Below are 24503 nucleotides of genomic sequence, written 5' to 3' on the forward strand. Positions count from 1 at the left end.
TACATTACGCCTCCATTAAAATTAATTGTGGATCGTTCAGCAAACGCTTGATGTGATTTAATGCGTTTTGTGCAGTTGCGCCGTCGATCATACGGTGGTCGAAGCTTAGAGAAAGAGCCAGAACAGGTGCAGCGACGATTTCGCCGTCACGAACGACAGCTTTCTCAGCGATGCGGCCGATTCCAAGGATCGCAACTTCCGGATGGTTGATAACCGGTGTGAACCATTGACCGCCGGCAGAGCCGATATTCGTAATTGTGCAAGAAGCGCCTTTCATTTCAGCAGGAGCAAGTTTGCCTTCGCGTGCTTTTGTCGCAAGTTCGTTGATTTCGTTTGAAATCTCAAAAACAGCTTTGCGGTCCGCATTTTTAACGACCGGCACAAGCAGGCCTTTGTCAGTGTCTGCCGCAATACCGATGTTGTAGTAATGCTTCTGAATCACTTCATCTGTATTGTCGTCAATTGATGTATTCAGGACTGGATATTTTTTCAGAGCTGATGTTAAAGCTTTTACCACGTAAGGCAGGTAAGTCAGCTTAATTCCTTGATCAGCCGCAACTTGTTTAAACTGCTTGCGGTGAGCGACAAGGTTTGTCACATCGACTTCGTCCATAAGTGTAACGTGTGGAGCGGTATGTTTTGAGTTGACCATAGCTTTTGCGATGGCTTTGCGGATTCCGCTCATTTTCTCGCGTGTTTCAGGGAATTCGCCTTCAGGCACTTGAACCGCCGCTGCAGGTTTTTGTGCAGCAGGCTCTGCTTTTTCTTCAGCTTGAGCAGCCTGAGCGTTTCCGGCAGTTCCTCCGTTTAAGAAGCTGTCGATATCTTCTTTCAGAACGCGGCCGTTTTTGCCGGAACCTGAAACATTCACGATATCAACGCCTTTTTCGCGGGCATACTTGCGTACAGATGGCATTGCAATAACGCGCTTATTCGGATCTGCATCCGCTTGCTCGTTTGCTTCCGCTGCTTCTGCTGGTGCATCAGTTTCTTGTTTGTCAGCTTCTTCCGCTTTCGCTTCGCCTGATTCGTCGCCTTTGAATTGAAGATATTCGTAACCTGGTGCATCAAATGTGATGATTGTCTGCCCAACGGTTGCGACTGTTCCCTCTTCAACTTTTAATTCTAATACTTTTCCTTTAACAGGTGAAGGAATTTCTACAACTGCTTTATCGTTTTGGACCTCTGCCAAAACGTCGTCTTCGTTTACCTCGTCGTTTGGCTTGACGAACCATTTCACGATTTCGCCTTCGTGGATTCCTTCCCCGATATCCGGAAGTTTAAATTCAAATGCCACAGTTTTCGACCTCCTAAGATTATTACGTAGTTGATATAGTGGTCAGCCTGTTTGTTTAGGCTGACTGTCAGTAGACGGCTACAGTTTCTCCGACTGACTGTGGAAATGCATGAAGGGAAAAAGGCTGATATCAGCTTTTCCCTTATTGTTCAGTTCTAATTAAAATTCCAAAACTTTTTTCGCGGTTTCAAGCACGTCTTTATGGTTCGGAAGCCATACGCTTTCAGCTTGAGAGAATGCGAATACAGTATCAGGAGCAGTGACGCGAAGCACCGGAGCTTCGAGGCTCAAAATCGCGCGGTCGTTGATTTCGGCAACAACGTTTGCAGCCACTCCAGCCTGTTTTTGCGCCTCTTGAACGACGATCGCGCGGCCTGTTTTTTCCACAGATGCGATGATCGTGTCGATGTCAAGCGGGCTGACTGTGCGAAGGTCGACAACCTCAGCAGATACGCCTTCTTTTTCAAGCTCTTCCGCAGCTTTTAATGACTCGTGAACCATCGCTCCGTATGTGATGATGGAAAGGTCTGTTCCTTCGCGTTTTACATCGGCTTTGCCGATTTCAATTGTGTATTCCTCTTCAGGAACTTCCTGACGGAATGAACGGTAAAGTTTCATGTGCTCAAGGAAGACAACCGGATCATTATCGCGGATCGCGGAGATTAAAAGTCCTTTAGCATCGTACGGAGTTGAAGGAATGACGACTTTAAGTCCAGGCTGCTGTGCAACGAGTCCTTCCAAGCTGTCCGCGTGAAGTTCAGGCGTATGAACACCGCCGCCGAACGGAGAGCGGATTGTCACTGGTGAAGTCCAGCGGCCGCCGGAACGGTAGCGCATCCGTGCCATTTGTCCGGAAACTGAGTCCATCACTTCGTACACAAAGCCGAAAAATTGAATTTCCATTACAGGACGGAAGCCTTGTAAGCCTAAGCCGAGTGCAAGGCCGCCGATACCAGATTCAGCAAGAGGAGTGTCAAATACGCGATCCTCACCAAACTCTTTTTGCAATCCTTCAGTCGCACGGAACACGCCGCCGTTAACACCGACGTCTTCTCCGAAAACTAAGACATTTTCGTCATTTTTCAGTTCTGTGCGTAACGCATCAGTGATTGCTTGAATCATTGTCATTTGCGCCATGGCTTACTTCGACTCCTTCTCTTTATAAATTTCCTTTTGTTCTGCAAGGTTGTAAGGAAGCTCTTCATACATGATGTCGATCAGGTCGGTCACTTTTTGCTTCGGCTCTTCGTCAGCTTTTTTGATCGCCTGCTTGATTTCTTCTTTCGCTTCTTCAATTACCTTGTTTTCTTCTTCTTCAGACCAAAGTCCTTTGTTTTCCAAGAATTTGCGGAAACGGACAAGCGGATCTTTCTGCTCCCACTCATTCTCGATTTCTTTCGTACGGTATTTCGTCGGGTCGTCACCGGCCATAGTATGAGGACCGTAACGGAAGCAAAGCGTTTCGATCAGGGTAGGGCCTTCGCCGTTTACAGCGCGCTCGCGTGCTTCGCGTGTCGCAGCGTATACAGCAAGTGCATCCATGCCGTCTACTTGAACGCCGACGATACCTGCAGCCGCAGCTTTTTGTGCGATTGTTTGAGCTGCTGATTGCTTCTCAACAGGTGTAGAAATCGCATAGCGGTTGTTTTGAACAACGAAAATAGCTGGAGCTTTATACGCACCGGCAAAGTTGATTCCTTCGTAGAAGTCACCTTGGGAAGCACCGCCGTCTCCAGTATAAGTGATCGCCACAGCCTGTTTGCCGCGTTTTTTCAAGCCGAGTGCAACGCCAGCCGTCTGGATGTATTGCGCACCGATAATAATTTGCGGTGACAGCGCATTGACATCATCCGGCATTTGGTTGCCGCGGAAATGTCCGCGAGAGAACAAGAATGCTTGATAAAGCGGAAGTCCGTGCCAGATCAGCTGCGGAACATCACGGTAGCCTGGAAGAACGAAGTCTTCTTTTTCAAGCGCGAAATGCGTGGCAATTTGAGACGCTTCCTGACCGGCAGTCGGCGCGTAGAAGCCAAGGCGGCCTTGTCTGTTCAAAGAAATAGAACGCTGATCCAAAATGCGTGTATACACCATGCGGCGCATTAATTCTTTTAATTGATCATCAGATAGATCAGGCATTGCCGCTTCATTAACGACTTCGCCTTCTTCATTCAAAATTTGAAACGTTTCGAACTGCTTTTTAATGGCATCGAATTGCTTTTTGCTATCAACGATTGCTTTTTTCGTTTTTGCAGCCATATAAAGTCACCTCTTCCTTTCTTTTGACAGTCATAGACGTGTATCCCTTATACATACAGAATTAGGGTGTCCTAAATTGACGGGCGCAACTCATATTTATTTCTTATTAGCCGCTTTGATGGTTGTCGAAACTTTTATGTAAGGACAGCACAACGCGTTCTAAAACTGTATCATTTATAGTTTATGACAAACTAATACAACAAGTTCCACCAAGGCTAAGTTTACACCAGTCGATCATGCTCGTCAATCGATTTCATTCCTGAAATTCAATAAATGTATTCGCTTTACTGAATTTCTGTTTCAGCGTTGTCCAGACTGTTTCAAACTGTTCTAGTATAGATAGTATTCTGTATTACAATAGCAATACAGATTTTGTCGAAAAAAGAGGGCTGAATATTCAGCCCTCTTTCATCTCAAACCCCGCAGCCTTGTAAAAATCTTTTCTGGCTTTGTTGTAATCCTTTGTATACTCATTGAAATGTTTGCTTTCTTTCAGCACTTTGTCATACGATTGATTGATTTTTTTCAGCTGCGCCTCAAGGTCATCCAGTTCAAGACCTTTGTTTTTGAGCAGCTTGTACAGCTCTTTGTCAAGGCCGATTGCGTTCTGATAGGCGTCATAAAGCGAGTCGTAGGCTTTGTAGCGCTTTTCCATAAAAGAAGCAGCGTTCTCAGCTTTTTTCCTGACCTTCTGATCATCGATTTTTTCCGCCGACGCTTTGTTCGCTTCAAACTCCTGTTTTGCTTCGTCTATGCTTTCTTTCTCAGAATTCAAGTGCTTCTCACGGTTTCCGGCTGTCTTCAGCGCTTTGTCGGAGAGCGCAGCGATCCGGTCAAAATCATCCATATTGAGCCTGATCATCTCCTCGTAAAGCTTAGATTCGGCTTTTTCCAGACTTTTAAGGGAACCCTGCTCTCGTTTAAAAGGCTCTTCCAATTCCACGATCTTCTCCAGCGAGCCGTGAAAAGACTCGACAGGATCTTTCCAGAGACAGCCCGATAATACAAATGCTGCCGTGAAAAGAACAACGATGCCTGCCGGCACCCGCATGTTTGAAAATTTCACTCTGAACTTCCCCCAATCTCGACAAATTCCACTATAAAATGAATTCGTTTGTTTGACAACAGAAGTCTAAAGCGTATGGACAAGCCGATATCAGATCGGTATGCCGCCGCCTTCGCTTTTAGACCAAAACATTTAGGGAAAATTCCTTAAAGTTGGGCATTCGACTATACAACCGTTGGACTTTTACATAATTTATATTAGACGCCATGCCTACCAAAAAGAAAAGGCTGTGCGTAAAATAACGGAGGAGGTCTTCATATGTACGGTTATTGCTGCCCTGGATACGGGTACGGCGGCGGTTATGGCTACGGCCGCACATTCGCTTTGATCGTCGTTCTCTTTATTTTGCTGATTATTGTAGGGGCCGCTTATTTAGGCTGCTAGCCCCTGATGAATCCGTCATGACCAGCCTCCTTTGGCTGGTCATTTTTATCATGCACAGAGATTGCGCGAAAAGAGCAAGATCCGCTATACTTTACATAATGAATCGTTGGGAGTGAAGATGTTGATCACAATGGAAAACATTGTCCGCGACGGACACCCCGCTTTAAGAACCGTCGCCGAAGAAGTTCAATTGCCGGCTAGCGAAGAAGAAATCAAACAGCTGAGCGACATGATCGAGTTTGTCAAAAACAGCCAGGACCCTGAAATCGCTCAAAAGTACAACCTTCGTCCTGGTGTCGGCCTAGCCGCTCCGCAAATTAATATCAATAAACGAATGATCGCTGTTCATGCCGAAAATGAAGACGGGACACTTTACAGCTATGCGCTTTTCAATCCGAAGATCGTCAGCCACTCTGTTCAAAAATGCTATTTGACAAGCGGCGAGGGCTGCCTGTCCGTCGACGAACCGATTCCCGGATATGTTCCGCGCTATGAACGGATCCGTGTCAAAGGAACGACACTTGATGGCGAAAACGTCGACATCCGCTTAAAAGGATTCCCGGCAATCGTATTCCAGCATGAAATCGATCATTTAAACGGCGTTATGTTTTACGATCATATCGACAAAGAAAACCCGCTGAAACAACCCGAAAACGCAACGCCTGTCGGCAGATAATGCCACAAAAAAACGGATCAGACATGATCCGTTTTTTTATGGTTTCAAAAGCCCGAGGGCTTCTACCGCGTATTGAATGCCGTCTTCATCGACGGGCTTTGTGACAAAGTCGGCTATTTTTTTCAGCTCGGGCACAGCGTTGCCCATCGCCACTCCGGTTCCCGCAAACTCGATCATCTCGAGGTCGTTCAGACCGTCTCCGAACGCGTAAGTATCCTCTCTGTCGAACGGAAGCTTTTCAATGACTTTTTTGATTCCTTCCGCTTTCGAACCGCCAGAAGGCAGCACATCTGTAGAGCGCTCGTGCCAGCGGACGAGATCAAACTCCTGAAACCGGCTGTACCGCTCTTCCTCGTCTTGCGTACAGAACAAGAGGACCTGAAAAATGTCCCTGCCTTTAAAATAGGCGCGATCCTCTTCCGGCGGATTGACTTTTAAGCTGCCGATCCCTTCATGGACGAACGGATGGCCGGCAGTTGTAGAGCGCATTCCCTCTTCTCCCATGAAGACGAGGGGGTGGCCGCAGCTGTCCGAATGGGCAAGCAGCGCTTCCAGTGACTGTTCGGCAATGGGGTTTTTATAAATGACCTCTCCTTCAAAAACGACATATTGTCCGTTATAAGAGACAAAAGAATCGATGTCCAGTTCTTCAAGCACAGGCCTGACCATAAACGGCGCCCGGCCTGATGCGATGAAAACATGATGGCCGTGCGCTTTCAAATCGGAGACAGCCTGTTTCGCGGTGTCTGGAATACGTTTATCATGATCATAAATCGTTCCGTCGATATCAAAGAAAATCAGCTTTTTATCCATGGCAGTGAATCCTTCTCCCTTAGCTAGTATGATTGATGGTTCTCCTGTACCATCATACAAAAACTGCGTACGCGAGAAAACCTTTTCACTCCAAAATCAAAACAAAATCAACATGCCAATAATATCCATGTAACAATAGACGGATTCATCATATAATAGAACTAAAGAGATACGGTAGTGACCGGACAAGTCAGAGAAAGGAGGAATCCGTATGCTACGCCGACTGCGGAAAAAATTAAAAAAACAGCTGAATGGCATGATGCGCAGAAAGTCGATTGCCTAAAAGGACCTCACTCGTGTGGAAGGGTCCTTTTTTTCTCAAGCGCTTTTCTTATGAGGCAATTTCGAATATAATAGAAAGATGAGTCTAACAATCGGCAGTTAAGGAGAGATTTGGATGATCTATAAGGTATTTTATCAAGCAAGCAATGACGAAGTACCTGTTCGTGAAAAAACAGATTCAATTTTTGTGGAAGCTCAATCTGAACGTGAAGTCAGATCTAAATTAAAACAATACAACTACAATATTGAGTTTATACAGCAAGTTGAAGACGCTTTTTTAGAATATGAAAAGCAAAGCGAAAATTTTAAAGTATTGGAGTTATGAATGCATGAAATTTGTTAAAAATGATCAAACGGCTGTATTTGCCCTTGGAGGACTTGGGGAAATCGGCAAAAACACGTACGGGGTCCAGTTCCAGGACGAGATCGTGCTCATTGATGCGGGGATTAAGTTTCCGGAAGACGAGCTTCTCGGAATCGACTATGTCATCCCCGACTACACTTATTTAGTCAAAAACGAAGAAAAAATCAAAGGTCTTTTTATTACGCACGGCCACGAAGACCATATCGGCGGAATACCGTACCTGCTCAAACAGGTGAACATTCCCGTTTACGGCGGGCAGCTCGCCATCGGCCTTCTCAGAAAGAAGCTTGAAGAGCACGGTCTGCTGCGTCAAACAAAACTTCATATCATTGAAGAAGACGATATCGTCAAATTCAGAAAAACGTCGGTTTCTTTTTTCAGGACGACCCACAGCATTCCGGACTCATACGGGATTGTCGTAAAAACACCGCAAGGAAACATCGTACATACCGGTGACTTTAAATTCGATTTTACACCGGTAGGCGAACCCGCCAACTTGACCAAGATGGCCGAAATCGGAAAAGAAGGCGTGCTTTGCCTGCTTTCTGACAGCACCAACAGTGAAATCCCTGATTTCACGATGTCAGAGCGCAAAGTCGGAGAAAGCATTGATGATATTTTCCGAAAAGTCGAAGGACGGATCATCTTCGCAACCTTCGCGTCAAACATCCACCGCCTGCAGCAGGTGATCGAAGCAGCTGTTGCAAACGGGCGGAAGGTTGCCGTATTTGGACGAAGCATGGAGTCGGCGATTGAAATCGGCCAAACGCTCGGGTATATTAAGTGTCCGAAAAATACGTTTGTTGAAGCGAATGAAATCAACAGGCTTCCTGCCGGCAAAGTGACGATTCTCTGTACCGGAAGCCAAGGTGAACCGATGGCTGCGCTATCTCGAATTGCTAACGGCACACATCGGCAAATCTCCATCAATCCCGGGGATACGGTCGTATTTTCATCATCTCCGATCCCGGGCAATACAATCAGCGTCAGTCGCACAATTAACCAGCTTTACCGGGCGGGTGCCGATGTCATCCACGGTGCTGTGACTAACATTCATACATCAGGACATGGCGGCCAGGAAGAGCAGAAGCTGATGCTCCGCCTCATCAAGCCAAAGTTTTTCATGCCGATTCACGGTGAATACAGAATGCAGAAAATGCACGTCAAACTGGCGACAGACTGCGGAATTCCTGAGGAAAACTGCTTTATTATGGACAACGGCGAAGTACTTGCTTTGACTAGCGAAGAAGCCTCAGTCGCAGGTAAAATCCCGTCAGGCAATGTCTATATTGACGGAAGCGGCATCGGCGACATCGGGAACATCGTGCTTCGCGACCGCCGGATTCTTTCTGAAGAAGGGCTTGTCATTGTCGTTGTCAGCATCAACATGAAAGAGTTCAAAGTGTCCGCAGGACCTGACTTAATTTCCAGAGGGTTTGTTTACATGAGAGAGTCCGGTGATTTAATCAACGACGCCCAGGATCTGATCGCAGGACACCTTAAAAAAGTGATGGAGCGCAAAACGACGCAGTGGTCTGAAATTAAGAACGAGATCACAGACACGCTTGCTCCGTTCCTCTATGAAAAAACAAAACGCCGGCCGATGATCCTTCCGATTATTATGGAAGTCTAATCGCGGCTTTAGCAAAAAACGGATGCACAGGTGTGCATCCGTTTTAGATTGTTGACAAAATCCCAAAACGACTTCTAGTTTTGGGATTTTGTTATCCTTTAAGCTCAGCGTGATTGAAAACCCTTGCAGTCTAGGAAGGCCGAGCATCGGAGCGGAGCGAATGTTGGAATTCGTGAGCACCGACGCGCAGGCCTGACAACGAATGCGAGGGTTTCTCGACACGCTGAAACGGATGCACCGGTGTGCATCCGTTTTTTTATGGTTGAATCGGGATATGCCTGAACGCTTTAACATCAAACAAGCCTTCCGTCGTCATTTTAATGTCGGGAATAACAGGAAGCGCTAAAAAAGAAAGCGTCAGAAAAGGATTAAACGCTCCTGAAAATCCCGTCTCCGTTAATGCTGCATGAAGAGATTTTAAGCTTTCATTTACCGTCTCAAGCGGTTTGTCCGACAAGAGGCCGGCAATCGGCAGAGCGACGGATTGAAGCTCCTTCCCTCCTTTTACAATGGTGAGGCCGCCCCCGATTTCTCCGAGACGTTCAACCGCTTTTAAGATGTCTTGATCATTTGTACCGACAGCGATTAAATTGTGGGAATCATGAGAAATCGTTGTCGCGATGGCGCCTTCTTTTAAACCGAATCCCCTGACAACGCCGAGTCCGATTCCTTTAACGCCGCGATGGCGCTCAATCACTGCAATTTTCAACAGATCGCTTTCCAGATCCGGCTGAAAAGCGCCGCTTTTCGGCTTGGTCAGGGACAGCTTTGTTGCAAGCTGATTGGGGATAATGTCAATGACCCTGATTTCATTCCCTTGAACGATCGGAATTTCCAGGTCATTCGCATGTAAATCAGGGAGATGGACAGATTGGAGCAGAGCGGCTGCCGCTTTGCCGCCCGTCCATTCGCTTTGTTCTGCCCCGCTCCAGATCACGCCGTTGATCATCGTCTTTGAAATGCTGACGTTCTCAAAATCGCTGATGAAAAGGAGGTCTGCGTCATAACCCGGGGCGACCGCTCCCTTCGTCTTTAACCCGAAGCATTCCGCTGCATTGAGACTGCCCATTTGATATGCGAGAAACGGGTCAAGTCCCTCTTGAATGGCAAGCTTGACCTGATGGTTAATGCTTCCTTCATCGACCAGTTCATCCAAATGCTTATCATCCGTACAGAAAAAGAAGCGTCTCGCATTTTTCTCATTAACCGCAGGCAGAACATGACGTGTATTCTTTGCCGCAGAGCCTTCTCTCAGCATGACGTACATTCCTCTTCTGACCCGTTCAAGCGCCTCTTCAGGTGTTGTGACCTCATGGTCTGTCAGCACGCCCGCCGCTCTGTAGACATTGACGAACCCGGCTGACAAGCCGGCCAGATGTCCGTCGATCCGCTTGTCCGCTTTATGGGCATCCATGAGTTTTTGCACCATATCCGGCTCTCCCGCTTCAACCGCCACATAGTCCATCACTTCCGCAAGCCCGAGCACCTCTTCGCGGCTGTAAAAAGGATGTAAATCCGCAGCGTTCAAAACCGCACCCGATTTTTCAAATGGTGCCGCAGGCACACAAGAAGGGAGCATAAAACGAATATTCAGCCTGGTCATCTTAGCCTGCTCCAACATGAACTCAAGCCCTCTCACTCCTGAGACATTCGCGATTTCATGGGGATCGGTGACAACGGTTGTCACACCGTGGGGAATCACCGCTTTGGCAAATTCGGGCGGCGTCACCATTGAAGACTCAATGTGGACATGACCGTCGATAAAGCCAGGAACGATCATTTGTCCTTCTGCGTCAATGGTATTCTCCCCCTCATAATCGCCCAAACCGACGATGGCCCCGTCTGTGATAGCTATGTCTGTCTTCAACCATTCCTGATTAAAAACATCCATGATCTTTCCGTTTTTAATTACAGTATCCGCTTTTTTGCGATGACTGGCGGCGCCAAGCCGGTGAATGAACATCTCTTTGTCCAAAGATATATGTCCCCTCTCTTTTTTATATGGATATGGTTCAATATCGTAGCCGAATCGTTTGAAACAGTCAATGAAAAGATCAAAAAAACCGCGGGCTGTGGGGTTCCCGCGGCTGATCGATGGCATTTTAATGTTGAAAGACTTTTTTTTCAAATCTCTCGATGTCAGGATTTGAGCCGATGACGATTAAAATATCGTCTTTTTGAATCTCTTCGGTGGCAAGCGGAGATACGATGACTTCTTTCCCCCGCTTGATCGCGACAATATTAATTCCGTATCTGGCCCGGATATCAAGGTCAAGCAGCGTATTTCCGGCCAGTTTTCCGTTCGCTGCGATTTCGACAAGGCTGTGTTCATCAGAAAGTTCAAGATAATCAAGCACATTGTTGGAGACGATGTTGTGGGCGATTCTTTTTCCCATTTCACGCTCCGGATGAACGATCCGGTCCGCTCCGATTTTGGATAATACTTTTTCGTGATAATCGTTTTGAGCTTTGACAGTAATCATTTTCACACCAAGCTCTTTCAAAATCAGCGTTGTCAAAATGCTCGCTTGGATGTTCTCCCCGATCGCTACAATGACGTGGTCAAAATTGCGCAGCCCAAGGTTTTTCAGCACTGATTCGTCTGTAGTGTCTCCTATTACAGCATGTGATGCAATTTTTGCGTATTCGTTTACGCGATCTTCATCTCTGTCGATCGCCATTACCTCAAGCCCTTCTTCACTCAATGCTTTACAAATGCTGCCGCCGAACCGGCCGAGTCCAATTACTGCAAATTCTTTTTTCATCGGTAATTCCTCCATGGGTCAATCTGAACAAATTCTATCATATGAAGTGGAATTTTTCCTCTTTTATTTTATCGTTGCGCAGCTGCAGCATCCTTGCTGAATATCGTTCTCTTCGGATGCCGCCCCTTTGTCGATCGGAAGCAGGATGTGGAATGTGCTTCCCTCGCCCAATTCGCTGTCGATTTTCATTTCTCCGTTGTGGGCGCCGATAATATTCAGGCAAATCGTCAGCCCAAGCCCCGTCCCTTCTTCTTTCGTTGAAAAGAAAGGCTCCCCGAGCTTTGCCAAATCGGCTTGGGAAATGCCGCCGCCTTCGTCTTTGATGCTGATTTTCACATAGTCACCTTCAACCTCCGAGGAGATCGTGATTTTTCCGCCGTCAGGCATCGCTTCTATCCCGTTTTTTATTAAATTGATGAATACCTGTTTGATTTGATTTTCATCACCGTTTATTTCCCACTCCTCCCCGTGCTGAAACGCTTTTTCGATCTTAATGTGGGAAAGCACGGCGTTGGTCTCAAGAAGCGTTGCAACCTGCTGAAGAACCGAATTGATGTTGATCTTTTTAAATTGAACCTGGTGCGGTTTGGCCAGAACAAGCAGTTCGCCGAGCACAGAATCGATTCGTTTAATCTCTGAGAAAATAATGTCAAAGTAATCTTTCCGGTCGGGATATTCCGCTTTCATTAGCTGCAAAAATCCGTTTACCGATGTCAGCGGATTCCTGACTTCGTGAGCGATCCCCGCGGCGAGCTGCCCGGCCATCGCCAGCTTCTGAGACTGCATGGCGAGCCGCTGATTCGACTTGAACAGTTCCATCTCCGCTTTTTTCCGTTCTGTCACATCAGTCAGCGTCCCCAAGCTGCCCGTAAATTGACCGTTTTTATAATAAAGTTTATAGTGAACTTCGCCCCAGAACTTGCTCCCGTCTTTGCGATGGTAGAGCACCTCGATCCTGCCTTCAGGCTCCTTGTTCTTCAGCTGGGCGATCAGGTGATTCGAGATCCGTTCTTCATGGTCAAAATAATCGTTGTACATCGTTCCAAGGCTCTCTTCGACACTGTATCCGGTCAACGTTGTCCACGCCTGATTCAAAAATGTAATGTATCCTATCCGGTCCGTCTGAAAGACGATTTCCTGAAGGTTATCCATGATGCGGTTGGTTTCTGAGGAAAGCTCTTTATATTTCTTTTCGCTTTCCTTCAGTTTATAGACAAGCTGATTTGACTCATCGATATAAAGCGTGAGCCACCAAACGCTGATTAATGTCACCAGCGTAAACAGCAGATCAACCGTCCAATTGATTTTATTTCCCAACACCCCATAGAATAAAAAATTCCAAAACATGATAAAAGTCATTGCCAGCACGGTTGCAATGATTCGTCCTTGATATCTTCTCATACCCCCACCTGCCACTTGTATTTCTCAGTCAATTGTAACATTCTTTACACCACATTTGAGAGGATTGTTCGAAGTATTTATCGTCTCTATGGCTGAATTTTTCAGTGACGGCGGTTTTATCTTCTGCCGGTGCAAGAAAAAGCCCTTCTGATAAAGGGCTTCAAATCTTATGCTTTCACTTCGTTTAAGGCGGCTTTAATTTCTTCCAAAAGCAATTCAGCCCCCTCAGGACTCAGCGTAATTTTCCCGTTTCCATACTCGCGGTTTTCAGAAGTGATTTCACCGGTCATCAGGCACACACCGTGCGGTTTATATTTTTTCAGGACAATTTTATCTTGGTCGACAAAGAATTCGATGCTGTCCTTGATCGAAATATCCAAAGCTCTTCTCAATTCAATCGGCATCACGATTCGGCCGAGTTCGTCTACTTTTCTCACAACTCCAATTGCTTTCAAAACTTTCGCCTACTTCCTCTTTTGTTTCTATTTTTCTAAGATATTGTCTTAGCATAACGATAGACGAACGAAGACTGAAAAAGGTTTCCCTTATTGAACGTTTCTTTGACAAAAATTCGGTCATAAAAATGAAATAATTTCTCATCATGTCAATATGAGGACAGCATTTTACAGATTGGTTTCAAACTCGTCACAAACCCCCAAAAACCGCCGATCATTTGAGAAAATTTAAATGAAATTCATTTTTTCAGCACGAAGAAAATTTCGTTTTTCGGAAAAATTTTAAATAGAGATTGGGTGAAAACATGTTTCAAACAACCGAGATCGGAATTGATCTAGGCACAGCTAACATATTGGTTTACAGCAAAAACAAAGGAATCATTTTAAATGAGCCTTCCGTTGTCGCCGTGGATACGGAAACAAAGAGCGTATTGGCGGTCGGCACAGAAGCCAAAAACATGATCGGAAAGACGCCGGGAAAAATCGTCGCGGTCAGGCCGATGAAAGACGGAGTCATCGCTGATTATGACATGACGACAGACCTCTTGAAGCAGATTATGAAAAAAGCCGGAAAGAACATCGGCTTTACGTTCAGAAAGCCGAGCGTCGTCGTCTGCACGCCGTCCGGTTCAACCGCGGTTGAAAGGCGCGCGATCAGCGATGCTGTCAAAAACTGCGGAGCCAAGCAAGTTCATTTGATAGAGGAGCCTGTCGCTGCCGCCATCGGCGCAGATCTGCCTGTCGATGAACCTGTCGCAAACGTTGTCGTCGATATCGGTGGCGGCACGACAGAAGTGGCGATCATTTCATTCGGAGGCGTAGTCTCATGCCACTCGATCCGGATCGGCGGCGATCAGCTTGATGAAGACATCGTGTCATTCGTCAGAAAAAAATACAACCTGCTGATCGGTGAACGGACGGCCGAAGAAGTCAAGATCGAGATCGGCTACGCATTGATTGACCATGAGACGAAAACGATGGAAGTCAGAGGGCGCGACCTTGTCACAGGCCTGCCGAAAACGATTACCCTGGAATCAAAAGAGATTCAGAAGGCGATGCGCGAATCGCTCCTTCATATTATCGAAGCCATCAGAGCGACGCTTGAAGACTGTCCTCCCGAGCTGAGCGGAGACATTGTCGACCGGGGCGTGATTTTAACCGGCGGAGGCGCGCTATTGAACGGCATCAAAGAATGGCTGTCACAGGAAATCGTTGTGCCCGTGCATGTGGCTGCAAATCCGCTCGAGTCTGTCGCCATCGGAACGGGCCGCTCTCTTGAAGTGATCGATAAATTGCAAAAAGCGGCTAAATAATTTTTGTTTTTGCGTCTTTTTTCCCTGCTTCTTTCATATCGTGAGGAATGGAGAAACGATAAGGAGGAAGAACATGCTTAGAGATATGGGAAGACGCCTGGCCATCACCGTTATTTTAAGCGGTATTATTCTCGGGGGGATGAGCATCTCCCTTGCAAACATGCCAAGCTCGCCCCCCGGCCAAACGGCCAAAATCAACCGTTAAAAAAGATGCAGCCTTACCGGGCTGCGTCTTTTTTTCTTTTCAATCAAATATTTGATATGATGTTATGGACAATAAAGGAGGTTTTGCCAATGAATTCGTTTACTGATAAACTGAGCAAATATGCGAAGCTTGTAGCCGAAGTCGGTGTAAACGTTCAAAAAGGACAGAAAGTCGTCATCAACGCATCAACAGAAGTACGCGATTTTGCACGGCTCCTCGTCAAAAGCGCCTATCAAAGAGGGGCAAAAAACGTGACGGTCCGCTGGCAGGATGATGAGGTGACAAGGCTGAAATATGAGCTGGCCCCAGCGGAAGCCTTTGAAGAATTCCCTGAGTGGGAAGCGAAAGGTCTGGAGACGCTCGCCAAGGAAGGCGCCGCTTTTATTTCCATTGTCTCTTCAAGCCCTGATCTTTTGAAAGGCATCGATTCCAAAAAAATCGCGGCCCAGCAAAAAGCCGCCGGTAAGGCGATGCATACATACAGGCAAATGATTCAATCGGATAAAGTCAGCTGGACTGTCGTCGCAGCACCTTCACCGGCCTGGGCAAAAAAAGTTTTCCCTGACGCAGATGAAGAGACAGCGGTGCAAAAGCTGTGGAATGAGATCTTCAAAACGACCCGCGTCGACCGTGAAGATCCTGTCCAGGCGTGGAAAGACCACGATCAAACTTTGCGCGATAAAGTAAGCGTCTTAAACGACAAGCATTACCAAGCCCTTCATTACCAAGCAAAAGGAACAGATTTGACGATCGAGCTTCCTGAGAAGCACCTGTGGGTCGGCGCCGGAAGCACAAACGAAAACGGCATCGAGTTCATGGCCAATATGCCGACAGAAGAAGTATTCACCGCTCCGAAAAAAGACGGAGTAAACGGCACTGTTTCAAGCACGAAGCCGTTAAGCTACGGCGGCAATCTGATCGACGGCTTTCAGCTGACATTTGAAAACGGACGGATCACCGATGTCAAAGCTGAACAAGGTGAAGAGATTTTAAAAGAGCTGATCGAAACGGATGAGGGTTCACACTACTTAGGCGAAATTGCGCTCGTTGCCCACGATTCGCCGATTTCCAAGTCCAATATTCTGTTTTACAACACGCTGTTTGATGAAAACGCATCAAACCACCTCGCGATCGGCAGTGCGTACGCATTCAACATCGAAGGCGGAAAGCAGATGTCGCGCGAGGAGCTGGCGAAAGAAGGATTAAACGAAAGCATCACACATGTTGACTTCATGATCGGTTCAGGAGAAATGAATATAGACGGAATCACAGCAGATGGAAAAAGAGAGCCGATTTTCAGAAACGGCAACTGGGCGATCTAAAGCATTCCGCACAAAAGGACCTCAGAAGTTTTCTGAGGTCCTTTTATATTGTGTCCGCATGCTCTGCCATCCTTCCTAAGTTCCGTACATAGATGGAGCTATAAAGCCGTCCAATGCCCCGCCTCCTCATGATTTAGGCAAACTGCTTAAATGTTCATGCTTCAGCTTCCAGCTTCCTGACTCGTCCTTTACAAATACGTTTGTCGCACGGCCTGCCCCTTGAACCGGTTCGCCCCTATAAAACCCTGTCCATTCGTATGTATAAAGACAGACGGCCTGTTCGTCCGTTTCCGTAATCCAACTGATATGACTGGCGCTGTATACTTCATTTTCGATTTGCTTCCAGGCGTTTTCAAAATAACGCTGAATTTCCTCAACGCCCGAGCACGTTTGATCCGAGAACCAGTACACAGCGTCGGGATGAAGGAGCTTTTTGACATTCCCAAACTCATGTGTGTTTGTTGCTTGAATATATTGCTCAAAAGCCTTTCGGCATGACACGGCAACCATCTCCCTTTTTTATAAAAAAACCCGCTTTTTAAGGCGGGTTTTCTATCATTACGCGTAAAGTTCAGCAAGCTTGTCCTGAACCGCTTTGTCTTCCAAAAATTCGTCATAGCTCATCTGTTTATCGACGATTCCGTTTGGCGTGATTTCGATGATGCGGTTGGCGATTGTTTGGACAAACTGATGGTCATGAGATGTAAACAGCATAGCGCCTTTAAAGCTGATTAAACCGTTATTCAGCGCTGTAATGGATTCGAGATCCAAATGGTTTGTCGGCTCATCAAGCATCAGCACATTGGCGCCGGACAGCATCATTTTGGACAGCATGCAGCGGACTTTCTCTCCCCCTGACAAAACGCTTGCTTTTTTCAGCACTTCTTCCCCAGAGAACAGCATCCGGCCCAAAAAGCCGCGCAGGAAGCTTTCGCTTTGGTCATGCGGCGAAAATTGGCGGAGCCAGTCGACAAGGTTTAAATCGCTGTTCTCAAAATACTCGCTGTTGTCTTTCGGGAAAAACGCCTGTGATGTTGTGACGCCCCATTTAAACGATCCGCTTTCAGGCTCCATTTCCCCGGCAAGGATTTTAAAGAGCGTTGAAGCAGCAAGCTCATTCCGGCCTGTAAAGGCGATTTTATCCTCTTTATTCATCATAAAGCTGACCGAGTCAAGCACCTTGACACCGTCAATCGTTTTCGACAGATCTTTGACGACAAGCACATCGTTTCCAATTTCGCGTTCAGGCGCGAAATGCACGTACGGATACTTGCGCGATGACGGCTTAATATCGTCAAGCGTAATTTTTTCAAGCAGTTTTTTTCTCGATGTCGCCTGCTTCGATTTGGAGGCGTTGGCGCTGAATCTGGCGACGAACTCCTGGAGCTGTTTGATCTGCTCTTCTTTTTTCTTATTGGCTTCCTGGGCCATTTTAAGCGCAAGCTGGCTTGATTCATACCAGAAATCATAGTTTCCGACATAAATTTGAATTTTGTTAAAATCCAGGTCGGCAATATGCGTACATACTTTATTTAAAAAGTGGCGGTCATGCGATACGACGATAACCGTATTCTCAAAATTGATTAAAAACTCTTCAAGCCACTGGATCGCCTGAATATCCAAGTGGTTGGTCGGCTCATCGAGAAGAAGGACGTCAGGTTTTCCGAACAGGGCCTGCGCAAGGAGAACCTTCACCTTTTCGGAACCGCCCAGATCGGCCATTTTCTTCGTATGGAGCTCTTCAGGAATGCCGAGGCCTTTTAACAAAATCGCCGCTTCCCCTTCGGCTTCCCAGCCGTTCAGCTCGGCGAATTCGCCCTCAAGTTCTGCGGCGCGGATTCCGTCTTCATCTGAAAAATCGGGTTTCATGTAAATCGCGTCTTTTTCCTGCATGACTTCATAAAGGCGTTTATGCCCCATGATCACGACTTTCAGCACTTCATGCTCTTCATACTCAAAGTGGTTCTGCTTCAGGACGGCAAGGCGTTCGCCCGGGCTCATATGAACCTCGCCCGTCTGAGGCTCGATTTCGCCTGATAATATTTTCAAAAAAGTGGACTTTCCGGCGCCGTTTGCTCCGATCAATCCGTAGCAGTTACCCGGCGTAAACTTAATATTTACATCTTCAAACAGCTTCCGGTCCGCAAACCGCAAGCTGACATTTTGAACAGCTATCATTTAAAATCCTCCATCTATACTTCATTAAAAAGAGTATAACACGAAAATTCCGCAAGAGAAATGCTTTGCTTTTTTACGATAAAGTTTTAAAGAAAAATATATCAAAAAAACTCTAGTTCACACTTTCTTGGTGACAATATGTTACAATTATTGAAGAATGGGGGAAGGAATAATGAAATTAAAAGATGACCCTGATATCATCAGGTGGATCAATTCGAGGCCGCGCCAAGCGCTTTTCGTGTCAGTGGCCATGGTGATTTCTACGATGTCTATCGGGCTTTTCAAAGGGTTTGATATGTGGACCTCTGACTTTTTTATATTTTCCTGTCTGCTGATCGGCTTCGGCCTCCTTGTGGGATGGCTGCAAAAGATATATTATAAAAAGGTGATATTTGAAGAAAACTCGGATCGTTAGACGGAGGAAGACATGAAGCTCATCACTTTGACGGAATACTGCATGTTTATTTTTTTCGCAGGGGTTTATCTTGCCATAACCGGCTTTACAGCACGGGATGTGGGTCTTTACATCGGGATTGCCATGATTTATGTGTTCGTTCATATCGCGGCGAAACGAATGCTGTCAAAACGGGGAAAAGAAGCCGCGGAAATCAGAATCTTGTACAGCGTTCTTCTGATTATGGCCTCTGTGTTCGTTACCGTACTGTTTATTGCAGTGCTGGCATCACTATCCGCATAAATCAAGCAAAAATGCCTGATTGTCCAAATGGACATCAGGCATTTTTCAGTCTGTTTTTCGGATTTCGTTGAACGGGAAAAACACAAATTGTGAAGTCCCGGCCACTCGTTTTTTATCGATCAGTCCGAGTCCGTTCCGGCTGTCCATCGATCTCTGGCGATTGTCTCCCATCACGAAATACTTGCCTTCCGGAACCTTCACAGGGCCAAAGTCGCCCGTCAGCTTGACGCCGACTGCTTCCGCCTCTTTTCTGTTTTCCGAAAGATACGGCTCAGACACCTTTTTCCCGTTTATGTACAGCGTGTCATCTTTCATTTGCACGGTATCTCCCGGCAGGCCGATCAAGCGCTTTACATAATGGACATTTTTTTCATCGCCGTCGATAATGACGATATCTCCCCGCTTAAATTCGCCTACGTATTTAACCGTTTTATAGACGAACAGCCGCTCTCCGTCGTGCAGCGTCGGATCCATCGATGTACCTTCGACTAAATACGGTTCGAATAAAAATGCCCTGATCAATAACGCCAGAACGACTGCGATAATAATGGCTTTTACCCATTCAAAGAGAGAGTTTTTATTTTTGGTGGATTTTTCTTCAGTCAAAACGCTTCCTCCTAAAAACAGTCTGTCACAGCATACATGCAAAATAAAGCTTTCCTATACTTTATCACAAGTTCCTGCCGAATACATAATCCCCGCGTTCACTTCCGGCAAAAACGGTAAAAAAGAAAGTGCCACGAGAGGGAATACTGTGGCACTTTCAGCACTTATTTTTCAGTTGGAACCGGCTTTTTCAAGAAGCCGAGAATGAGAGCCGTCACAACCGCACCGATCAAGATACTGAGGAGATACAGCAGCGCATGGTTCGTCGTAAAGAAGAGAACGAATATTCCGCCATGCGGCGCTTGCAGTGTGACATGGAAAAATTGAGACAAACCGCCGGCAACTGCGGATCCGATCATACAAGCAGGAATGACGCGCGCCGGATCTGCTGCCGCAAAAGGAATCGCACCTTCAGTAATAAATGACAAGCCCATCACGTAGTTGGTAATTCCGGCTTCGCGATCCCGTTTTGAGAATTTATTTTTAAAGAAAGTCGTTGCAAGAGCAATTCCAAGCGGAGGCACCATACCGCCTGCCATGATCGCTGCGTGAGGTCCAAAGTTCCCAGCTTCAATCATCGCGATACCGAATGTAAAGGCCGCTTTGTTGATCGGACCGCCCATATCAATCGCCATCATACCGCCTAAAACAATACCCATTACAACAAGGTTTCCTGTTCCAAGACCTTCAAGCCAATGTGTCATGCCATCCATAATGAACTTGACAGGCGTATTGACAACATAATGCATGATGACTCCGGTCAAGAATATTCCAAACAGCGGATAAAGAAGGACAGGTTTTAATCCGTCAAGCACTTGCGGCAGACCAGCGAACACTTTTTTCAACAGGACAACAATATAACCAGCTAAGAAACCGGCAATCAGGCCGCCTAAGAACCCGGCGCCAGCTTGTGTCGCCATGAAACCGCCGACCATACCAGGCGCAAATCCAGGACGATCTGCAATGCTCATCGCGATAAATCCGGCCAATACAGCGACAATTAATCCAAGTGCATTCGTTCCGCCAATATTATTTAATACAGCAGCGAACTCATTATAAGTCGGATCTCCCGGCTTGGTCGCGTTTATTCCCCAGAAGAACGAAACCGCAACTAAGATCCCGCCCCCGACGACGAATGGCAGCATGTTGCTGACACCGCTCATCAAGTGTTTGTAGAAACCGCCGCCTTTTCCTTTGGCAGCTCCGTCTTCAGAAGCGGATGCACCGCCGCCTTTTCCTTGATAGATAGGCGCGTCTTGTTTCAGCGCCTGCTCAATCAGCTCTTTCGGACGTCTGATTCCTGCTGTTACAGGTACTTCAATGACATGCTTGCCTTGAAAGCGATCCATTTCAACCTGCTTGTCTGCGGCGACGATGATCGCAACCGCATCTTCGATTTCCTGCGCTGTCAGACCATTTTTAATACCGCTTGAACCGTTCGTTTCAACTTTGATATCAACGCCGAGCTCTTTCGCTTTTTCCTTCAAAGCATCGGCAGCCATGAACGTGTGGGCAATCCCTGTCGGACATGCTGTAACCGCAAGGATTTTTCCTTTTGCTGATGGTGCAGGCGCTTCTTCTGCCTGTTCTTCTTCATCATCATCTTTATCATGCTGGTTGATGATGTCGATGATTTCGTCTTCGGATGAAGCTTCAAGCAGCTGTTTGCGAATCTCTTCCCTCATTAGCAAAGTCGACAGTCTTGACAATGCTTCCAAGTGAGTATTATTCGCGCCGTCTGTAGCGGCGATCATGAAAACAAGATGGCTTGGCTGGCCGTCAAGGGATTCATAATCGACGCCGCCTTTTGAACGGCCGAACGCGATCGCAGGCTCTTTAACGCTTGCCGTTTTCGCATGCGGGATGGCGATGCCTTCGCCGATACCGGTGGAACTTTGTTTCTCGCGGTTGATCACAGCTTCTTTGTAGCCTTCTTTATCATTCAACTTGCCAGCCTGATCCAAAACGCTGACGAGTTCTTCGATAACGTTTTCTTTCTGGCTGCTCTCAAGGTTTAACTTGATCGTATGCTTTGTTAGTAGCTCAGTTATTTTCATAACCTTTCCTCCTTTAAATCGCTTTGACTTGAACTTCCGGAAGCAGCTTGTGAACGAGCTCTTCCGTTCCCAGCTCCTCTGAAAAGGCGGTTGCGCTTCCTGACGCGACACCTAAGCGAAAAGCTTCTTTGATGTCGAGCTGTTTTTCAATGCCTGCGAGAAAGCCTGCAACCACTGAGTCTCCTGCGCCGACTGAGTTCACGAGCTTTCCTTTAGGTACGTTGGCATGGTAGACGCCGTCTTTTGTAAATAAAAGTGCGCCTTCCCCAGCCATGGAAACGATCGCGTTTTCGGCCCCGCGTTCAACGAGTTTCTTACCGTAAGGCACCGCTTCTTCCGCTGAAGTGATGGTTGTCCCAAACATTTCACCGAGCTCGTGATGGTTCGGTTTCATTAAAAGCGGCTTCATTTCTGCTGCTTTTAAAAGCGCCTCACCCGAAATATCAACGACAACCCGGACATTTTGCTCTTTGCATTTTTCCGCAATCTTTTCATATGTGTCCTGCGGCAATGATGAAGGAATGCTGCCCGCTAGTACAACAATGTCCCCTTCTTTCATCGCTGAAAACTGGTCTAAAAAGGCCGCGAAATCTTCTTCGCTGATGACCGGCCCCTGCCCGTTGATTTCCGTCTCATCCCCGGTCTTCAATTTGACATTGATGCGCGTGTCGCCATTCACCTCATGAAAAGCCGTTTCAAGCTTCTCTTCTTCGAGAAATGATTTGATATATCCCCCGGTAAAACCGCCGATAAAACCGAGAACTTTAGAAGGTACATGGTGTCTGTTCAGTACGCGCGAGACATTGATTCCTTTGCCTCCGGGATATTTCGTGTCATAGACTGAACGATTCAGCCCGCCTACGGAAAATTCTTCAACGTGAACAATATAGTCGACCGATGGGTTGAGAGTTACAGTGTATATCATGTTTTCACTACCTTTACGACAGTTTTTTCTTGATAGTTATCAAATGAATGTTTTGCAGATCCTGCTGTAATGATAGTTGCTTCGTCTAAACCGGCAAAGGCAGAAAATGAAATTTCCCCAAACTTGGAAACGTCAGCTAAAATAAATGCTTTTTTCGCCTGGTTGACAGCTTTTGTTTTCAAAAGCGCTTCTTCAGGATCCGGAGTCGTAAACCCCGCTTCTTTATGAATGCCGTTGACGCCGATGAAGCTTTTGTCAAACCGGTATTGGCTGATGGCTGATAAAGCCGAACCGCCTACGATCGCTCCGGTTTTATACTTCACATACCCGCCTAATAAATAAAAAGTAATACCTTTTTTACCTAATGCCTCAATGTGCATGACTCCATTTGTGACCACGATAATATCCATCTCCGGATCGATAAAATCGATCATTTGCAATGTGGTCGTTCCGGCATCAAGGTAAATACAATCGCCTTCTTCAAGAAGTGAGGCCGCTTCTTGAGCGATTTTTCGCTTTTCATGAAGGTTTTTGGATGATTTCTCTAGCATGTCAGGCTCCGTACGAATATCGGAAAGCCTTGATGCCCCTCCATGAACACGCTTTAAATATCCGCGGGCTTCCAGCGTCGACAAATCTCTTCTGATCGTTGACTCAGATGCGTTCGTTAAATTCATTAAGTACTGGATTTTCACGACATCATGCTTTTCAATCTCGTCAATAATCAGCTGATGCCGTTCGGGAGTCAACACATTATCACCCCTTTTGGAAACGCCTTCATTAAGCTTACAATTTCATTGTAAACGCTTTTTCGACATAACTCAACAAAAATCTTTCAAATTCATTCAATAACCATCAAAATCTTTCACATTTTAACATGTTATCGTGATATGTACCGTTTGTAAACTGTAAAAACTATAAAAATCCGCAAAAATATGTGACATTATTATTATCTATTCCTTCAAACATCATTCAGATCACAACGATAAAAACCTCATGCTCGCCGCATGAGGTTTTACAATAATGCATCAGCCTAATGAACGTTCTAAAAATACTTGCCATAAGCCTAATAAATAAGACAACATCAGCATCATAATAAATATGACGGAAACGCCGATCCACGCCGCCCGTTTTGAAGCGCCCGCTGCTTTTTGCAGTCCTACCGCCGCCAGCACATACGCCCAGATTGTAAAAACATCAAACATCTCCAGGACGCTCAGAAGAGGCTCCTCGGCCGGAATATATCCATCAAGCGATGAGAACGAAAACGCGATCTCAGAATTCGAAGCATAATACACCAAACCGATAATGACGTCTCTGATAACAGGTACAAATGTGGCAAAGACAGACAGAGACACCATGCAGGCAAAATTGGTGTTTCCGCCGCCTATTTTAGCAATCAGCCACAATACTAAAGCGCTGAGCACGAAGAATATGACAGACTGAAAAACATTACGGGCAGCCTCTAGTCCAGGATCTATATCCAAACCAAGAAACTCACTTAGTTCCCAACAAACAAGATAAACGGAAAAGGCGGATAACGCCAGCACGATGATCATCGGCAGCCAAATTGCGGGCCTTTCTCTCATTCTTTCAAACTGACGGACAGGGCTCGTGATGATACCGAACAGTGATGGTTTTTTTACTTGAGTTGCTGTTTCTATATTGGCTTCCACTCTAAAATTCCTCCTGTAATACCTCTTTCATAAAATAATGATCAATTTCACAGCACTTTTAAGTCTATCATTAATGTAAGAAAAGTATTTTTAAATTCAGTTTAATTTTCGCATACAAAAAAACCGCCTCTA

Annotated in this window: 25 protein-coding genes; 9 read left to right on the forward strand and 16 right to left on the reverse strand. The window is 46.3% G+C overall.

Annotation, left to right across the window (positions count from 1 at the left end; all coding sequences use genetic code 11):
• Nucleotides 1–4: 4 nt before the first annotated feature.
• From ACVC9U_RS11120 to ACVC9U_RS11135, 4 genes are all read right to left on the reverse strand, one after another.
• Nucleotides 5–1297 carry a dihydrolipoamide acetyltransferase family protein gene (locus tag ACVC9U_RS11120; RefSeq protein ID WP_075753023.1) on the reverse strand — a complete coding sequence of 431 codons (1293 nt, stop codon included), beginning with the start codon at nucleotides 1295–1297 and terminating at the stop codon, nucleotides 5–7.
• 159 nt (nucleotides 1298–1456) lie between these two features.
• Nucleotides 1457–2434 carry a pyruvate dehydrogenase complex E1 component subunit beta gene (gene pdhB, locus ACVC9U_RS11125; protein ID WP_020451245.1) on the reverse strand — a complete coding sequence of 326 codons (978 nt, stop codon included), beginning with the start codon at nucleotides 2432–2434 and terminating at the stop codon, nucleotides 1457–1459.
• Nucleotides 2435–2437: 3 nt separating this feature from the next.
• The gene (pdhA, locus tag ACVC9U_RS11130; RefSeq protein WP_075753024.1) at nucleotides 2438–3553 is read right to left on the reverse strand and encodes a pyruvate dehydrogenase (acetyl-transferring) E1 component subunit alpha; all 1116 of its coding nucleotides are present in this window, start codon (nucleotides 3551–3553) and stop codon (nucleotides 2438–2440) included.
• Between the two features lie 397 nt (nucleotides 3554–3950).
• Nucleotides 3951–4619 carry a YkyA family protein gene (locus ACVC9U_RS11135; protein WP_075753025.1) on the reverse strand — a complete coding sequence of 223 codons (669 nt, stop codon included), beginning with the start codon at nucleotides 4617–4619 and terminating at the stop codon, nucleotides 3951–3953.
• Between the two features lie 258 nt (nucleotides 4620–4877).
• On the opposite strand from ACVC9U_RS11135, the gene ACVC9U_RS11140 reads away from it, so the two are divergent.
• On the forward strand, nucleotides 4878–5003 hold the full coding sequence (locus ACVC9U_RS11140) for a YjcZ family sporulation protein (RefSeq protein WP_075753027.1): 126 nt from the start codon (nucleotides 4878–4880) through the stop codon (nucleotides 5001–5003).
• A 121-nt stretch (nucleotides 5004–5124) separates the two neighbouring features.
• Nucleotides 5125–5679, forward strand: a complete 555-nt coding sequence (gene def, locus ACVC9U_RS11145) for a peptide deformylase (protein WP_075753456.1) — start codon at nucleotides 5125–5127, stop codon at nucleotides 5677–5679.
• Nucleotides 5680–5715: 36 nt separating this feature from the next.
• Here def and ACVC9U_RS11150 read toward each other — a convergent pair whose 3' ends face one another.
• Nucleotides 5716–6492 carry a Cof-type HAD-IIB family hydrolase gene (locus ACVC9U_RS11150; RefSeq protein WP_075753029.1) on the reverse strand — a complete coding sequence of 259 codons (777 nt, stop codon included), beginning with the start codon at nucleotides 6490–6492 and terminating at the stop codon, nucleotides 5716–5718.
• 397 nt (nucleotides 6493–6889) lie between these two features.
• Between ACVC9U_RS11150 and ACVC9U_RS11155 the strand changes: the two genes are divergently transcribed.
• Nucleotides 6890–7099, forward strand: a complete 210-nt coding sequence (locus ACVC9U_RS11155) for a DNA-dependent RNA polymerase subunit epsilon (protein WP_020451240.1) — start codon at nucleotides 6890–6892, stop codon at nucleotides 7097–7099.
• Nucleotides 7100–7103: 4 nt separating this feature from the next.
• Nucleotides 7104–8771, forward strand: coding sequence for a ribonuclease J1 (gene rnjA / locus ACVC9U_RS11160; RefSeq protein ID WP_065644050.1), 1668 nt, complete (start codon nucleotides 7104–7106; stop codon nucleotides 8769–8771).
• 256 nt (nucleotides 8772–9027) lie between these two features.
• Here the strand turns inward: rnjA and ade are convergent, their stop codons facing one another.
• The 4 genes from ade to ACVC9U_RS11180 form a co-directional block, all read right to left on the reverse strand.
• Nucleotides 9028–10746, reverse strand: coding sequence for an adenine deaminase (gene ade, locus ACVC9U_RS11165; RefSeq protein WP_075753458.1), 1719 nt, complete (start codon nucleotides 10744–10746; stop codon nucleotides 9028–9030).
• A gap of 127 nt (nucleotides 10747–10873) precedes the next feature.
• A complete protein-coding gene (locus ACVC9U_RS11170; protein ID WP_020451237.1) occupies nucleotides 10874–11536 on the reverse strand; it encodes a potassium channel family protein in 663 nt (220 codons plus the stop codon).
• A gap of 63 nt (nucleotides 11537–11599) precedes the next feature.
• Nucleotides 11600–12937, reverse strand: coding sequence for an ATP-binding protein (locus ACVC9U_RS11175; RefSeq protein ID WP_075753031.1), 1338 nt, complete (start codon nucleotides 12935–12937; stop codon nucleotides 11600–11602).
• Nucleotides 12938–13104: 167 nt separating this feature from the next.
• Nucleotides 13105–13392 carry an AbrB/MazE/SpoVT family DNA-binding domain-containing protein gene (locus ACVC9U_RS11180; protein ID WP_020451235.1) on the reverse strand — a complete coding sequence of 96 codons (288 nt, stop codon included), beginning with the start codon at nucleotides 13390–13392 and terminating at the stop codon, nucleotides 13105–13107.
• Between the two features lie 305 nt (nucleotides 13393–13697).
• Between ACVC9U_RS11180 and mreBH the strand changes: the two genes are divergently transcribed.
• The 3 genes from mreBH (at nucleotide 13698) to ACVC9U_RS11195 (ending at nucleotide 16232) form a co-directional block, all read left to right on the forward strand.
• Nucleotides 13698–14705: a rod-share determining protein MreBH gene (gene mreBH / locus ACVC9U_RS11185; RefSeq protein WP_003181381.1), complete on the forward strand. Its 1008-nt coding sequence runs from the start codon at nucleotides 13698–13700 to the stop codon at nucleotides 14703–14705.
• 73 nt (nucleotides 14706–14778) lie between these two features.
• Nucleotides 14779–14910 (forward strand): protein YkpC, encoded by a 132-nt coding sequence (locus ACVC9U_RS11190; protein ID WP_003181378.1) that lies wholly within the window; start codon nucleotides 14779–14781, stop codon nucleotides 14908–14910.
• Nucleotides 14911–14999: 89 nt separating this feature from the next.
• Nucleotides 15000–16232 (forward strand): aminopeptidase, encoded by a 1233-nt coding sequence (locus ACVC9U_RS11195; protein WP_075753033.1) that lies wholly within the window; start codon nucleotides 15000–15002, stop codon nucleotides 16230–16232.
• A 126-nt stretch (nucleotides 16233–16358) separates the two neighbouring features.
• Here ACVC9U_RS11195 and ACVC9U_RS11200 read toward each other — a convergent pair whose 3' ends face one another.
• Both ACVC9U_RS11200 and ACVC9U_RS11205 read right to left on the reverse strand, forming a co-directional pair.
• Nucleotides 16359–16733 carry a YybH family protein gene (locus ACVC9U_RS11200; protein ID WP_081379902.1) on the reverse strand — a complete coding sequence of 125 codons (375 nt, stop codon included), beginning with the start codon at nucleotides 16731–16733 and terminating at the stop codon, nucleotides 16359–16361.
• A 57-nt stretch (nucleotides 16734–16790) separates the two neighbouring features.
• On the reverse strand, nucleotides 16791–18410 hold the full coding sequence (locus ACVC9U_RS11205) for an ABC-F family ATP-binding cassette domain-containing protein (RefSeq protein WP_075753036.1): 1620 nt from the start codon (nucleotides 18408–18410) through the stop codon (nucleotides 16791–16793).
• Between the two features lie 172 nt (nucleotides 18411–18582).
• Between ACVC9U_RS11205 and ACVC9U_RS11210 the strand changes: the two genes are divergently transcribed.
• Both ACVC9U_RS11210 and ACVC9U_RS11215 read left to right on the forward strand, forming a co-directional pair.
• Nucleotides 18583–18825: a hypothetical protein gene (locus ACVC9U_RS11210; protein ID WP_075753038.1), complete on the forward strand. Its 243-nt coding sequence runs from the start codon at nucleotides 18583–18585 to the stop codon at nucleotides 18823–18825.
• A gap of 12 nt (nucleotides 18826–18837) precedes the next feature.
• A complete protein-coding gene (locus tag ACVC9U_RS11215; RefSeq protein WP_075753040.1) occupies nucleotides 18838–19107 on the forward strand; it encodes a hypothetical protein in 270 nt (89 codons plus the stop codon).
• Between the two features lie 45 nt (nucleotides 19108–19152).
• On the opposite strand, the gene lepB is transcribed toward ACVC9U_RS11215, so the two are convergent.
• The 5 genes from lepB to yknW form a co-directional block, all read right to left on the reverse strand.
• On the reverse strand, nucleotides 19153–19713 hold the full coding sequence (gene lepB, locus ACVC9U_RS11220) for a signal peptidase I (protein ID WP_043928613.1): 561 nt from the start codon (nucleotides 19711–19713) through the stop codon (nucleotides 19153–19155).
• Between the two features lie 164 nt (nucleotides 19714–19877).
• Nucleotides 19878–21770 carry a PTS fructose transporter subunit IIABC gene (locus ACVC9U_RS11225; RefSeq protein ID WP_441390878.1) on the reverse strand — a complete coding sequence of 631 codons (1893 nt, stop codon included), beginning with the start codon at nucleotides 21768–21770 and terminating at the stop codon, nucleotides 19878–19880.
• A gap of 13 nt (nucleotides 21771–21783) precedes the next feature.
• Complete coding sequence (gene pfkB, locus ACVC9U_RS11230; RefSeq protein WP_075753044.1) at nucleotides 21784–22695, reverse strand: 1-phosphofructokinase; 912 nt, start codon at nucleotides 22693–22695, stop codon at nucleotides 21784–21786.
• Complete coding sequence (locus ACVC9U_RS11235) at nucleotides 22692–23447, reverse strand: DeoR/GlpR family DNA-binding transcription regulator (RefSeq protein ID WP_020451225.1); 756 nt, start codon at nucleotides 23445–23447, stop codon at nucleotides 22692–22694. Before ACVC9U_RS11235 ends, pfkB begins: the two co-directional genes overlap by 4 nt.
• Nucleotides 23448–23723: 276 nt before the next feature.
• On the reverse strand, nucleotides 23724–24371 hold the full coding sequence (gene yknW / locus ACVC9U_RS11240; RefSeq protein WP_075753046.1) for a YknW family membrane protein: 648 nt from the start codon (nucleotides 24369–24371) through the stop codon (nucleotides 23724–23726).
• Nucleotides 24372–24503 lie beyond the last annotated feature (132 nt).

This window comes from Bacillus sp. GM2, assembly GCF_056155945.1.

Coding starts and splice junctions, on each gene's coding strand:
- ACVC9U_RS11195 (WP_075753033.1), top strand. CDS start 15,000: ATGAATTCGTTTACTGATAAACTGAGCAAATATGCGAAGCTTGTAGCC.
- pfkB (WP_075753044.1), bottom strand. CDS start 22,695: ATGATATACACTGTAACTCTCAACCCATCGGTCGACTATATTGTTCAC.
- ACVC9U_RS11150 (WP_075753029.1), bottom strand. CDS start 6,492: ATGGATAAAAAGCTGATTTTCTTTGATATCGACGGAACGATTTATGAT.
- ACVC9U_RS11190 (WP_003181378.1), top strand. CDS start 14,779: ATGCTTAGAGATATGGGAAGACGCCTGGCCATCACCGTTATTTTAAGC.
- ACVC9U_RS11155 (WP_020451240.1), top strand. CDS start 6,890: ATGATCTATAAGGTATTTTATCAAGCAAGCAATGACGAAGTACCTGTT.
- ACVC9U_RS11205 (WP_075753036.1), bottom strand. CDS start 18,410: ATGATAGCTGTTCAAAATGTCAGCTTGCGGTTTGCGGACCGGAAGCTG.
- ACVC9U_RS11225 (WP_441390878.1), bottom strand. CDS start 21,770: ATGAAAATAACTGAGCTACTAACAAAGCATACGATCAAGTTAAACCTT.
- mreBH (WP_003181381.1), top strand. CDS start 13,698: ATGTTTCAAACAACCGAGATCGGAATTGATCTAGGCACAGCTAACATA.
- pdhB (WP_020451245.1), bottom strand. CDS start 2,434: ATGGCGCAAATGACAATGATTCAAGCAATCACTGATGCGTTACGCACA.
- ACVC9U_RS11170 (WP_020451237.1), bottom strand. CDS start 11,536: ATGAAAAAAGAATTTGCAGTAATTGGACTCGGCCGGTTCGGCGGCAGC.
- rnjA (WP_065644050.1), top strand. CDS start 7,104: ATGAAATTTGTTAAAAATGATCAAACGGCTGTATTTGCCCTTGGAGGA.
- ACVC9U_RS11215 (WP_075753040.1), top strand. CDS start 18,838: ATGAAGCTCATCACTTTGACGGAATACTGCATGTTTATTTTTTTCGCA.
- pdhA (WP_075753024.1), bottom strand. CDS start 3,553: ATGGCTGCAAAAACGAAAAAAGCAATCGTTGATAGCAAAAAGCAATTC.
- ACVC9U_RS11210 (WP_075753038.1), top strand. CDS start 18,583: ATGAAATTAAAAGATGACCCTGATATCATCAGGTGGATCAATTCGAGG.
- ACVC9U_RS11140 (WP_075753027.1), top strand. CDS start 4,878: ATGTACGGTTATTGCTGCCCTGGATACGGGTACGGCGGCGGTTATGGC.
- ACVC9U_RS11175 (WP_075753031.1), bottom strand. CDS start 12,937: ATGAGAAGATATCAAGGACGAATCATTGCAACCGTGCTGGCAATGACT.